This window comes from Pseudomonas abietaniphila, assembly GCF_039697315.1.
GTDB classification, from domain to species: domain Bacteria; phylum Pseudomonadota; class Gammaproteobacteria; order Pseudomonadales; family Pseudomonadaceae; genus Aquipseudomonas; species Aquipseudomonas abietaniphila_B.
Window position 1 is genome coordinate 3,990,104 of the sequence record NZ_CP155619.1, and the last position, 11,749, is coordinate 4,001,852.

General features: G+C 58.3%; 11 protein-coding genes. 9 read left to right on the forward strand and 2 right to left on the reverse strand.

All coding sequences use genetic code 11. The features are described 5' to 3' along the window. The first annotated feature begins 36 nt into the window (after positions 1-36). The 3 genes from ABDX87_RS17685 to ABDX87_RS17695 are packed head-to-tail and all read left to right on the forward strand — an operon-like array spanning position 37 to position 2,195. Positions 37-1,440, forward strand: a complete 1,404-nt coding sequence (locus ABDX87_RS17685; RefSeq protein WP_346829041.1) for a sodium-dependent transporter — start codon at positions 37-39, stop codon at positions 1,438-1,440. Positions 1,441-1,447: 7 nt separating this feature from the next. Then, positions 1,448-1,882, forward strand: coding sequence for a type II toxin-antitoxin system RatA family toxin (locus ABDX87_RS17690; protein WP_346829042.1), 435 nt, complete (start codon positions 1,448-1,450; stop codon positions 1,880-1,882). After that, positions 1,875-2,195, forward strand: coding sequence for an RnfH family protein (locus ABDX87_RS17695; RefSeq protein WP_346829043.1), 321 nt, complete (start codon positions 1,875-1,877; stop codon positions 2,193-2,195). Before ABDX87_RS17690 ends, ABDX87_RS17695 begins: the two co-directional genes overlap by 8 nt. A gap of 86 nt (positions 2,196-2,281) precedes the next feature. Here the strand turns inward: ABDX87_RS17695 and ABDX87_RS17700 are convergent, their stop codons facing one another. After that, positions 2,282-2,806: an outer membrane protein assembly factor BamE gene (locus ABDX87_RS17700; protein WP_346829044.1), complete on the reverse strand. Its 525-nt coding sequence runs from the start codon at positions 2,804-2,806 to the stop codon at positions 2,282-2,284. A 98-nt stretch (positions 2,807-2,904) separates the two neighbouring features. Here ABDX87_RS17700 and fur point away from each other — a divergent pair, with 98 nt between their 5' ends. Beyond that, on the forward strand, positions 2,905-3,318 hold the full coding sequence (fur, locus tag ABDX87_RS17705) for a ferric iron uptake transcriptional regulator (RefSeq protein ID WP_346829045.1): 414 nt from the start codon (positions 2,905-2,907) through the stop codon (positions 3,316-3,318). Positions 3,319-3,384: 66 nt separating this feature from the next. Here fur and recN read toward each other — a convergent pair whose 3' ends face one another. After that, positions 3,385-5,058, reverse strand: a complete 1,674-nt coding sequence (recN, locus tag ABDX87_RS17710) for a DNA repair protein RecN (RefSeq protein ID WP_346829046.1) — start codon at positions 5,056-5,058, stop codon at positions 3,385-3,387. 276 nt (positions 5,059-5,334) lie between these two features. Here recN and grpE point away from each other — a divergent pair, with 276 nt between their 5' ends. From grpE to carA, 5 genes are all read left to right on the forward strand, one after another. Then, positions 5,335-5,901, forward strand: a complete 567-nt coding sequence (gene grpE / locus ABDX87_RS17715; protein ID WP_346829047.1) for a nucleotide exchange factor GrpE — start codon at positions 5,335-5,337, stop codon at positions 5,899-5,901. A 105-nt stretch (positions 5,902-6,006) separates the two neighbouring features. Further along, a complete protein-coding gene (dnaK, locus tag ABDX87_RS17720) occupies positions 6,007-7,923 on the forward strand; it encodes a molecular chaperone DnaK (protein ID WP_346829048.1) in 1,917 nt (638 codons plus the stop codon). A gap of 338 nt (positions 7,924-8,261) precedes the next feature. Continuing rightward, positions 8,262-9,392: a molecular chaperone DnaJ gene (gene dnaJ, locus ABDX87_RS17725; RefSeq protein ID WP_346829049.1), complete on the forward strand. Its 1,131-nt coding sequence runs from the start codon at positions 8,262-8,264 to the stop codon at positions 9,390-9,392. A gap of 10 nt (positions 9,393-9,402) precedes the next feature. Further along, positions 9,403-10,209, forward strand: coding sequence for a 4-hydroxy-tetrahydrodipicolinate reductase (gene dapB, locus ABDX87_RS17730; protein WP_346829050.1), 807 nt, complete (start codon positions 9,403-9,405; stop codon positions 10,207-10,209). Between the two features lie 292 nt (positions 10,210-10,501). Next, on the forward strand, positions 10,502-11,638 hold the full coding sequence (gene carA, locus ABDX87_RS17735; RefSeq protein ID WP_346829051.1) for a glutamine-hydrolyzing carbamoyl-phosphate synthase small subunit: 1,137 nt from the start codon (positions 10,502-10,504) through the stop codon (positions 11,636-11,638). Positions 11,639-11,749 lie beyond the last annotated feature (111 nt).

The following is an 11,749-nucleotide window of genomic DNA, read 5'->3' on the forward strand; positions in this document are numbered from 1 at the left end:
ATGCGCGATCTTTTTTGCGTGTTGGACGTGTCAACGATGTCGACGGACAAGGTTTCGGTTCACGGCAGCTGGGCGAGCCGCTGGGTGTTTATCCTGGCCGCCACAGGCTCGGCCGTGGGGTTGGGAAGCATATGGAAATTCCCCTACATGGTCGGCGTCTACGGCGGCGGTGCATTCGTGCTGGTGTTTCTGGCGTGCATCGCGTTGATCGGCGTTCCGGTGATGATGGCCGAAACCCTGATCGGCCGTCGTGCGCGCCAAAGTCCGGCCAATGCGCTCAAGGTGCTGGCGCTGGAAGCGGGGCATTCGAGTAAGTGGTCCTGGGGCGCATTCGCCGGGATGATCACTGCGCTGCTGATTCTTTCTTTTTATAGCGTCGTGGGCGGCTGGTCGCTCGAATACATCATTGATGTGGGCAAGGGCGATTTCCAGGCCGCTACGCCGGATGGCGTAGGCGCATTCTTCGGCGAGATGATCGCCGATCCATGGCGTCTGGTGGCGTGGCACACGCTGTTCATGCTGCTGTCGGCGATCACCATTGCCAAGGGCGTCAACGCCGGTCTTGAGCGCAGCCTGCGGATCCTGATGCCGCTGCTGTTCGTGCTGATGGTGATTCTGTTGGGCTACAGCCTGACCACCGGGCACTTCATGGAAGGCGTGCATTTCATGTTCGACTTCACACCCGAGAAACTGCTCGACGGGTTGCTGCCTGCGATGGGTCACGCGTTTTTTTCGCTGAGCGTCGGCGTGGGCTCGATCATGATTTATGGCGCCTACATGACCAAAGAGGCCTCGATCAGCGCTACGGTTGTGGGTGTGGCGCTCCTGGATACCTTTGTTTCGTTGCTAGCCGGTCTGGCATTGTTTCCGATTGTGTTTGCGGCAGGTCTGAATCCGAGCGAAGGCCCGGGCCTGATGTTTGTCACCTTGCCTTACGCGTTTAGTAACGTAGCGTTCGGCACGGTCATGGGCGTGGTGTTCTTCATTCTCGTCGCCGTGGCGGCGTGGAGTTCGGCGATCTCGCTCCTGGAGCCGATGGTGGCGTACCTCGTGGAGCGCACCAAGGTGCGTCGTGGTTGGGTGACCTTCTGGCTGTCGTTCATCTGCTGGTTTGTGGGACTCGGAACCGTGTTCTCGTTCAACATCTGGAAGCAGGCCAAATTTTTCGTGAACGAAGGCGGCGCGTTTCATCTCTACCAGTGGGGCGCGACGGCTGGCCTGGATTTCTTCGGCGTGATCGATTTCTTCACGTCGCGGATCATGCTGCCGCTGGGTGGATTGTGCTTTGTGATTTTCGCGGGTTGGGTGATGGGCCGTGAGGCCGTGCGCGACGAGTTGTCGGTGCGCAGTCCGGTTCTGTTCGCTCTAACGTTTTTTTTGATGCGCTATGTGGCGCCGATCGGCATTCTGATTGTGTTTGCCGCTCAGCTTTGGAAATGACGCTGACATGACTACGCATATTCAACGTTCGGCCCTGTTGCCGTATCCCGCTCAGGCGCTGTACGACCTGGTCAACGACGTGGCTCGCTATTCCGAGTTCCTGCCCTGGTGCTCCGGCGCCACGGTGCTGGAACAGAGCGATACGATGATGCGCGCTCGCGTCGAGGTGGCCAAAGGTGGCCTGAGTCAGCATTTCGTGACGCGCAACACGCTGAAGCCTGGGCAGATGATCGAGATGAACCTGGAGGAAGGGCCGTTCAGTCAGCTGCATGGCATCTGGACCTTCAAGGCGCTGGGCGAGAAGGCCTGCAAGATCAGTCTGGATCTGTCCTTCGATTACTCCGGTTCCATCGTGCGTGCCACGCTGGGCCCGTTGTTCAATCAGGCAGCCAACACCTTGGTCGATGCGTTCTGCCAGCGCGCTAAAGAGCTGCATGTCTGAGGCGATGATCAACGTCGAGGTGGTGTATGCCGCTGTCGACCGTCAGGAGCTGCTCAAGATTGAGGTGCCCGCGGGTACCACCGTCTTGGGCGCTGTGACGGCTTCCGGCATCGCTGAGCGCTTCGCCGATGTGCAGTTCGATCAATACGCGCTCGGGATATTTGGCAAGGTGATCCCCGATCCTTCAGTGCGTCGAGTGGAGGAGGGCGATCGGGTCGAGATCTACCGCCCGCTGCTGGCTGATCCGAAAGAAGTGCGACGGTTGCGCGCGGAGAAGGCCGCGAAGGCAAAAAAAGCGCAAAAACCGATTTAACTTTTTCATCGGTTCGATTGAAAGGCGTAAAAAAGCCCGGCATTGCCGGGCTTTCTTTTGCAGCTGCTTTTGGCAGCCCGCGAGGATCAGCGTGGATTGGTGTCCAGCGGTTCCTGAGTCGGGACCGGAACGGTTTCGACCTTGTCGACATCGTTCTGGATCTGCTCGAGCAGAGAGCCAGGCTTCGGCGGCTCTTCCTTCGGCTGCTGTTCCCCTTTGTTTTCGGGGGTAGTAGTCGTGTCGCTGCTCTTGCCAAGGATGGCTTCGTCGCGGCTCACGCCGGGTTTGAAGTCGCCGGAAAGGCTCGCGAGTTGATCGTTGGCATTGAAGATCAGGCTGATGCGTTCCTGTTGGCGTTCACCGCCACCGGGCTGCAGGCTGTACAGGTAGTCCCAGCGATCAGGGTGGAAGGTATCGGCCAACAGGGGATTGCCCATGATAAACCTTACTTGCCGACGGGTCATTCCGGGCCGTAACTGGTCTATCATGTCCTGCGTGACGACATTGCCCTGTTGGATGTCGATTTTATAAACCCCGGGGAATGAACAACCGGCGAGTGCGAGCAGTCCCACGAAGGTGAAACTGGTTAGCAAGAGCTTGGTGTTTTGCATCGGTGGGCGACTTCCACTATCTTGGCTGGGACAACGTAAACCCCGATCATACCTGCATTAAGAGAAGCTGCGAAGCAGCGTCTGCGAGAAAGCTGACCATGGTTGAAAATAGCGAACTACGCAAAGCTGGACTTAAAGTGACTCTGCCACGGGTCAAGATCCTTCAAATGCTCGATTCTGCAGAGCAGCGCCACATGAGCGCGGAGGACGTCTACAAGGCACTTATGGAGGCCAACGAAGACGTCGGTCTGGCAACGGTTTACCGTGTTTTGACTCAGTTCGAAGCAGCCGGGTTGGTGGTTCGCCACAACTTCGACGGCGGTCATGCCGTGTTTGAGCTTGCCGACGGAGGCCACCACGACCACATGGTCAATGTGGAGTCCGGTGAGGTGATCGAGTTCTTCGACGAAGAAATCGAAAAGCTGCAAAAAGCCATTGTGACCAAGCACGGTTTTGAGCTGGTGGATCACAATCTGGTGCTTTACGTACGCAAGAAAGAGAAGCTGGACTGAGTCTTTTTCGGATACACAAAAAAGGCGACCCTCGGGTCGCCTTTTTTGGTTTCCGTCACGCCATTTTCAGGATTTGGCGGTAATCACCATCTTTTTCGCGTGGGCCAGGGATTCCTTGGTCAGGTCGATCCCGCCCAGCATCCTCGCCACTTCCTCCACGCGCTCGCTCTTGCTGAGTTTGGAAACGGCGGTGCGTGTCACCTCTTCCTCGCGAACCTTGTGCACGAATAAGTGCTGATGCCCTTGCGCCGCGACCTGTGGCAAGTGCGTGACGGTCATGACCTGGCCACGCTCACCGAGCCTGCGCAGCAGCTGCCCGACGATTTCAGCGGTCGGTCCGCCGATGCCGACGTCGACTTCGTCAAAGACCAGCGTGGGCACGCGTGAGGTCTGTGCGGTAATGACCTGGATCGCCAGACTGATCCGGGAGAGTTCACCGCCTGATGCCACTTTTGCCAGCGCCTTGAGCGGTTGACCGGGGTTGGCACTGACCAGCAGCTCGACCTGTTCAAGGCCGTGAGGTGACAGTTCCTTCTCCGCGTTTTCACGCAGTTCGATATTGAAGCGTCCGCCTGGCATGCCCAGTCGCTGAATCTCATGCTCCACGGCATGGGCCAGCTCAGGGGCTGCACGATGGCGAAGGTCGCTCAGTTCGCGGGCCTTTTCCTGATAGTGGCGGGCATACGAGCCGAGTTCATGCTCGAGACGCTCGATGGCTTCGTCATTGGCGTTCAGCGTCTCGATCTCGTCCAGCAGCTTCTGATGCAATGCCGGCACTTCGGTTGGCTGAACCCGGTGTTTGCGCGCGAGCGTGTAAATGGTGTCCAGCCGCTCTTCGATCTGTTGCAGGCGTGCAGGGTCGGCTTCGAAACGATCCAGGAAACGATTGATTTCGCCAACGGCTTCTTCCACCTGAATCTGCGCGCTGGAGAGCAGGTTGGTCGCTTCATTCAGCGCGTCTGGCGAGTTGTTTACGCTGGTCAACCGGTTGAGGCTGGCGGTCAGGGCGTTCAGTGCGTTGCCTGAATCGCTCTCGCTGCACAGCTCGACGACTTGTCGGCAGATGCCCAGCAAGCTTTCTGCGTTCGTCAGGGTGGTGTGTTCCTGCTCCAGATGTTCAAGCTCGTTTTCGCCCAGACTCAGGCTTTCGAGTTCTTCCAGCTGATAGCTCAACAATTGGTGCTTGGCGCGCTGTTCGTCCCCGGAGTTGGCAAGTCGCTCAAGCTCCTGGCGCGTCTGGCGCCAGCGTTGAGCGGCCAGTTGCACCTGGCGCGCGAGGTCGGTGGCGCCTGCATATTCGTCCAGCAGCCGACGATGAGTGTCGGTCTTGAGCAGTGACTGATGCTCGTGCTGGCTATGGATATCGATCAGCAGTTCGCCCAGCGCTTTGAGATCGCCCTGCGGGCAGGGCGTGCCGTTTATATAAGAGCGCGAACGGCCTTCGGCGGTGATCACCCTGCGAAGAATGCAGGGGCCGTCGGTTTCCAGATCGCGCTCCTTGAGCCAGGCGTCGGCTTCCGGGATGTCCGACACATCGAAGGTTGCCAGAATGTCAGCCTTGTCGGCACCCGGTCTTACTACGCCGCTGTCGGCACGATCACCCAGCGTCAGGCCAAGCGCGTCGAGCATGATCGACTTGCCGGCACCGGTCTCACCGGTGATCACGCTCATGCCGCGATCCAGTTCCAGATCGAGATGTTCAACGATGGCGTAGCTATGTATGGACAGGTGCACCAGCATAAGGGCGGCTCCCAAGCGATTTGTCTGGTTATTTATACAGTGTTTTGCTTCGGGCTGACAATGCCCGGCCTTAGCTCGATTTGGCAGGGCTTCGATGTTTCTTAGCACCGTTGTCGAGTTTTCGTGAGCGGGATCACGAAACGCATCATGTTGGAATGTTTGTAGGGTTATTCGCCCTCTCCTGCATCAAAACCCCTTGAAGCCGAAAATTAAGGCCCCATATAGCCGGACAGAAGCGTGAGTTCAGCTCACGGACGCAATTAGAAGGAGAGAACGATGGCTGACGAACAGAACCCGGATACGCAGGCTCAGGATCAGGCTACAGGCGCGGCGAATTCCGGAGAAGATTTGGCAACGCGTGTACAGGTGCTGGAAGAGCAACTGGCTGCGGCACAGGACCAGTCTCTGCGTGTCGCTGCGGATCTGCAGAACGTCCGCCGCCGCGCCGAACAGGATGTGGAAAAGGCTCACAAATTTGCACTGGAGAAGTTCGCTGGCGATCTGCTGCCGATCGTCGACAGCCTGGAGCGTGGTCTGGACCTGTCCAACCCGGATGACGAGAGCATCCGTCCGATGCGTGAAGGCATCGAGCTGACCCTCAAGATGTTTGCGGACACCCTCAAGCGTTATCACCTGGAAGCCATCGACCCGCACGGTCAGCCGTTCAACGCCGAGCATCACCAGGCAATGGCGATGCAGGAAAGTGCTGACGTCGAGCCGAACAGTGTGCTGAAGGTGTTCCAGAAGGGTTATCAGCTGAACGGCCGTCTACTGCGCCCGGCCATGGTCGTGGTCAGTAAGGCGCCGTCGCCTGTTGCACCGTCAATTGACGAGCAGGCTTGAAATCAGCTGAGTGGCCCCCATTTACAGGCCATGCGTTTAAAGAATTACCGCAATTTGTAAACGCAGTTGCGGCAACCTAATTAAAAAGTTTCGGGAGAGTCAAAGATGGGCAAGATTATCGGTATCGACCTGGGGACCACCAACTCCTGTGTCTCGGTTCTGGAAAACGGTGTTGCGAAGGTTATTGAGAACGCCGAAGGCGCGCGTACCACGCCTTCGATCATTGCTTACGCCAACGACGGTGAAATTCTGGTCGGTCAGTCGGCCAAGCGTCAGGCAGTGACCAATCCGCACAACACTCTGTACGCGGTGAAGCGTCTGATCGGCCGTAAGTTTGACGAAGAAGTCGTTCAGAAAGACATCAAGATGGTGCCTTACACCATCGCCAAGGCTGACAACGGCGACGCGTGGGTTTCGGTCAACGACAAGAAGATGTCCCCTCCTCAGATTTCCGCGGAAATCCTGAAGAAGATGAAAAAAACCGCCGAAGACTACTTGGGCGAGACTGTGACTGAAGCGGTCATTACCGTTCCGGCCTACTTCAACGACAGCCAGCGTCAGGCAACCAAAGACGCCGGCCGCATCGCGGGTCTGGACGTAAAACGCATCATCAACGAACCGACCGCAGCTGCTCTGGCTTACGGTATGGACAAAGCGAAAGGCGACCACACTGTCATCGTTTACGACTTGGGTGGCGGTACTTTCGACGTGTCGGTCATCGAGATCGCTGAAGTCGACGGTGAGCACCAGTTTGAAGTGTTGGCCACCAACGGCGACACCTTCCTGGGTGGTGAGGACTTCGACATTCGTCTGATCGACTACCTCGTCGACGAATTCAAGAAAGAAACCAGCATGAACCTCAAAGGTGATCCGCTGGCGATGCAGCGTCTGAAAGAAGCTGCTGAAAAAGCCAAGATCGAGCTGTCCTCGAGCTTGCAGACCGATGTGAACCTGCCGTACATCACTGCAGACGCCACCGGTCCTAAGCACCTGAATGTGAAGATCTCCCGCGCCAAGCTGGAATCGCTGGTAGAAGACCTGGTTCAACGCACCATCGAGCCATGCCGTATCGCGCTGAAAGACGCCGGTATCGACATCAGCAAGATCAACGACGTGATTCTGGTCGGCGGTCAGACCCGTATGCCGCTGGTTCAGCAGCAGGTCACTGAGTTCTTCGGTAAAGAGGCGCGTAAAGACGTCAACCCGGACGAAGCGGTTGCCATGGGTGCTGCCATCCAGGGCGCGGTTCTGGCCGGCGACGTGAAAGACGTTCTGTTGCTCGACGTAAGCCCGCTGACTCTGGGTATCGAAACCATGGGCGGCGTGATGACTGCGCTGATCGAGAAAAACACCACGATTCCTACCAAGAAATCTCAAGTGTTCTCGACGGCCGATGACAACCAGAGCGCCGTGACCATTCACGTGCTGCAAGGTGAGCGTAAGCAAGCGGCTCAGAACAAGTCGCTGGGCAAGTTCGACCTGGCTGAGATTCCACCGGCTCCACGCGGTGTGCCTCAGATTGAAGTGACCTTCGACATCGACGCCAACGGCATCCTGCACGTCGGCGCGAAAGACAAGGCCACTGGCAAGACTCAGTCGATCGTGATCAAGGCTAACTCGGGTCTGTCCGAGGAAGAGATTCAGCAGATGATTCGTGACGCTGAAACCAACGCCGACGAAGACCGTAAGTTCGAAGAGCTGGCCTCTGCCCGTAACCAGGGTGATGCGCTGGTCCACTCGACTCGCAAAATGGTCGCTGACGCGGGTGACAAGGTCACCGCGGAAGAGAAAACCGCTATCGAAGCTGCTGTTGTTGCTCTGGAAGCGGCTGTCAAAGGCGATGACAAGGCTGCCATCGAAGCGAAGGTCGAAGAGCTGTCGAAAGTCTCTGCCCCTGTCGCTCAGAAGATGTACGCCGAGCAGGCTGAAAAACCGGAAGCCGGTGCTCAGGCTGCACAGGAAGAGCACAAGGCTGACGACGTTGTCGACGCTGAGTTCGAAGAAGTGAAAGACCATAAGTAATGCATCACAGGTAAGCGCAGGCTCACTTGATCGCCGGTTGACCACTTTCGAGTGGTCACTGGTAGGATGTCGCCGCGCGGGAGCTTGCTCCCGCGTTGGTGCGTCTGGAACACCCAAAATTTTTAGGGTCTGCAACGTTGTTTTGCGGGCTTTGTGGCTAAGCCGGGAGCTCCTGCAATCCGGCTTGTTCTGCCGCTTTTCTCGGTCGATCAAAGGCCGTTGAACCAAGACCAGGATCGTTGAATTGACGTGAGTTGGGTCCGGGCCTGAAAGGGGCTCAACGAGTTCGGCAAACTCAGGAGGGTTATGTCGGACGTCCTCAAGAGTGCAGAAAACTTATGTCAAAGCGTGACTATTACGAAGTATTGGGGGTGGAGCGCGGCTCCAGCGAGGCGGACCTGAAAAAGGCATACCGCCGTCTTGCGATGAAGTATCACCCTGACCGCAATCCGGGCGACAAAGCCTCGGAAGACGCCTTCAAAGAAGCCAATGAGGCTTACGAAGTGCTGTCCGACGCCAGCAAGCGTGCTGCGTACGATCAATACGGCCATGCCGCTGTGGATCAAGGCATGGGCGGTGGCGGTGCCGGTTTCGGCGGCGCGAACTTCTCCGACATTTTCGGCGATGTCTTCAGCGACTTCTTCGGCGGTGGCCGTGCCGGTGGCGGCGGTCGTGGCGGTGCTCAGCGCGGCAGCGACCTGCGTTACACCCTGGAACTGAACCTGGAAGAGGCCGTGCGCGGCACCACGGTCAGCATTCGCGTGCCGACACTGGTCAATTGCAAGCCGTGTGATGGCAGCGGCGCCAAGAAAGGCTCCTCGCCGGTGACGTGCCCGACGTGTGGCGGTATCGGTCAGGTGCGCATGCAGCAGGGCTTCTTCTCTGTTCAGCAGACCTGCCCGCGTTGCCACGGCAACGGCAAAATCATTTCTGATCCTTGCGATTCCTGCCATGGCGAAGGCCGCGTCGAAGAGTACAAGACGCTGTCGGTCAAGGTGCCTGCGGGTGTCGACACGGGCGACCGCATTCGTCTGTCAGGCGAAGGCGAGGCCGGTGTTCAGGGTGGTCCGACCGGCGACTTGTACGTCGTGATCAACGTGCGTGAGCACGCGATCTTCCAGCGCGACGGCAAGCACCTGTATTGCGAAGTGCCGATCAGCTTCACCGACGCAGCATTGGGTGGCGAGCTTGAGGTGCCGACGCTGGATGGTCGCGTCAAGCTGAAGATCCCGGAAGGTACTCAGACCGGCAAGCAATTCCGTCTGCGCGGCAAGGGCGTTGCCCCTGTGCGTGGCGGCGGCGCTGGCGACTTGATGTGCCGCGTCGCGGTCGAAACCCCGGTCAACCTGGGTCGTCGTCAGCGTGAATTGCTCGAAGAGTTCCGTGCATCGCTAGAAGGTGACAGCTCTCATTCGCCCAAAGCCAGTGGCTGGTTTGAAGGCGTGAAGCGTTTCTTCGGCGATCTGTAAGGAGCAAGGCATGCGACGCATTGCTGTGATGGGCGCCGCCGGGCGCATGGGCAAGAACCTGATCGAGGCGGTGCAGGATCGCGCGCCGCTCACCGGGCTGACGGCGGCAATCGTTCGTCCTGGCAGCACGATGATCGGCGCCGACGCGGGCGAGCTCGCATCGCTGGGGCGTATTGGTGTTCAGTTGACCGGTAATCTGGAGCAGGTCGCCGACGAGTTCGACGTGCTGATCGACTTCACATTGCCGGACGTCATGCTGAAAAACCTGGCGTTCTGCCGTAAGGCAGGCAAGGCCATGGTCATCGGTACCACCGGGCTGAGTGTCGAGCAAAAGCACCTGCTGGTGGAGGCGAGCAGGGATATTCCTGTCGTCTTCGCGTCCAATTTCAGTGTGGGTGTGAACCTGTCGTTCAAGCTGCTGGATCTGGCGGCGCGAGTGATGGGCGAAGACGCGGACATCGAGATCATCGAAGCCCATCACCGAAACAAGGTCGATGCGCCGTCGGGTACGGCGGTGAGTATGGGTGAGGTCGTTGCCAATGCCCTGGGTCGTGATCTGAGCAAAGTCGCCGTCTACGGCCGTGAGGGCTATACGGGTGTTCGTGAGCGCGAGACGATCGGCTTCGCCACGGTGCGGGGTGGTGATGTCGTCGGTGATCACACCGTGCTGTTCGCCGCCGAGGGTGAGCGTCTGGAGATTACGCACAAGGCGTCCAGTCGCATGACCTTTGCCAAAGGTGCGGTGCGTGCTGCGCTCTGGCTCGATGGCAAAACCTCGGGCCTGTACGACATGCAGGACGTGCTCGACCTGCGCTGACCGGCGATTCGTTCCACGCTGTCAGACGCGCAACAATGCGGGCAGGAAGGGTGTTTTACCTGTATCCTGCCCGCAGTTTTGACCCGCTACGCGATGTCCTGTCGCATTCCTCTGCCTTAAAGGCGTTTTAGCGGTGGATTAAAAAAGCCCTTTTCTGTAAGCTACAGCTTTAGTGTGTCCACTAAAAGCGCGCAGATAATTCGATGAAAAAAGCGGGGTGACGTGTCTATACGTCATTCCGCTTTTTTACAACCTGCGATCGCCCTTTCAGGCTTTATTACGGGAGGTCTTCTTGACTAAGCCAGCCATACTCGCCCTTGCTGATGGCAGCATTTTTCGCGGCGAAGCCATTGGAGCCGACGGTCAAACCGTTGGTGAGGTGGTGTTCAACACCGCAATGACCGGCTATCAGGAAATCCTTACCGATCCTTCCTATGCCCAGCAAATCGTCACCCTGACTTACCCTCACATCGGCAACACTGGCACCACGCCAGAAGACGCCGAATCCGACCGCGTGTGGTCGGCGGGCCTGGTGATTCGTGACCTGCCGCTGGTAGCGAGCAACTGGCGTAACAAGATGTCCCTGGCTGACTATCTGAAAGCCAACAACGTCGTCGCCATTGCCGGCATCGACACTCGCCGCCTGACCCGCATTCTGCGTGAGAAAGGTGCACAGAACGGCTGCATCATGGCGGGCGACGACATTTCCGAAGAGGCAGCCATCGCAGCAGCGCGCGGCTTCCCTGGCCTGAAAGGCATGGATCTGGCGAAAGAAGTCAGCACCAAGAAAAGCTACGAGTGGCGTTCCAGTGTCTGGAACCTGAAAACAGACAGCCACCCGGAGATCGCTGCCGCTGATTTGCCTTACAACGTGGTTGCCTACGACTACGGCGTCAAGACCAACATCCTGCGCATGCTGGTAGAGCGCGGTTGCCGCGTGACCGTGGTGCCGGCCCAGACGCCTGCCAGCGAAGTGCTCGCGCTGAATCCGGATGGTGTGTTCCTGTCCAACGGTCCTGGCGATCCAGAGCCTTGCGACTACGCGATTCAGGCGATCAAGGACGTGCTGCAGACCGAGATTCCGGTGTTCGGTATCTGCCTGGGTCACCAGCTGCTGGCGCTGGCCTCCGGTGCCAAGACCGTCAAGATGGGTCACGGCCACCACGGTGCCAACCACCCGGTTCAGGATCTGGACACGGGCGTGGTCATGATCACCAGCCAGAACCACGGTTTCGCAGTGGACGAAAGCACCTTGCCGAGCAACGTGCGCGCCATCCACAAGTCGCTGTTCGACGGCACCTTGCAGGGTATCGAGCGCACCGACAAGGAAGCATTCAGCTTCCAGGGTCACCCTGAAGCGAGCCCGGGCCCGAACGATGTCGCGCCGCTGTTTGATCGCTTCATCACAGCCATGGCCAAGCGCCGCTAAGCGGCTGACTTGCGACTGTAGCGAGCAGGTGACTGCGGCGAGCCGGATCAGATCCGACAGCTCGCCCGGCCACCTCAGAGAATGTTCAAGACGGCTTGCCGACTGACACAG

Bases quoted from the DNA above. Each gene is read 5' to 3' on its own strand.
- ABDX87_RS17685 (WP_346829041.1), top strand. From the start codon at position 37: ATGTCGACGGACAAGGTTTCGGTTCACGGCAGCTGGGCGAGCCGCTGG.
- ABDX87_RS17690 (WP_346829042.1), top strand. From the start codon at position 1,448: ATGACTACGCATATTCAACGTTCGGCCCTGTTGCCGTATCCCGCTCAG.
- ABDX87_RS17695 (WP_346829043.1), top strand. From the start codon at position 1,875: ATGTCTGAGGCGATGATCAACGTCGAGGTGGTGTATGCCGCTGTCGAC.
- ABDX87_RS17700 (WP_346829044.1), bottom strand. From the start codon at position 2,806: ATGCAAAACACCAAGCTCTTGCTAACCAGTTTCACCTTCGTGGGACTG.
- fur (WP_346829045.1), top strand. From the start codon at position 2,905: ATGGTTGAAAATAGCGAACTACGCAAAGCTGGACTTAAAGTGACTCTG.
- recN (WP_346829046.1), bottom strand. From the start codon at position 5,058: ATGCTGGTGCACCTGTCCATACATAGCTACGCCATCGTTGAACATCTC.
- grpE (WP_346829047.1), top strand. From the start codon at position 5,335: ATGGCTGACGAACAGAACCCGGATACGCAGGCTCAGGATCAGGCTACA.
- dnaK (WP_346829048.1), top strand. From the start codon at position 6,007: ATGGGCAAGATTATCGGTATCGACCTGGGGACCACCAACTCCTGTGTC.
- dnaJ (WP_346829049.1), top strand. From the start codon at position 8,262: ATGTCAAAGCGTGACTATTACGAAGTATTGGGGGTGGAGCGCGGCTCC.
- dapB (WP_346829050.1), top strand. From the start codon at position 9,403: ATGCGACGCATTGCTGTGATGGGCGCCGCCGGGCGCATGGGCAAGAAC.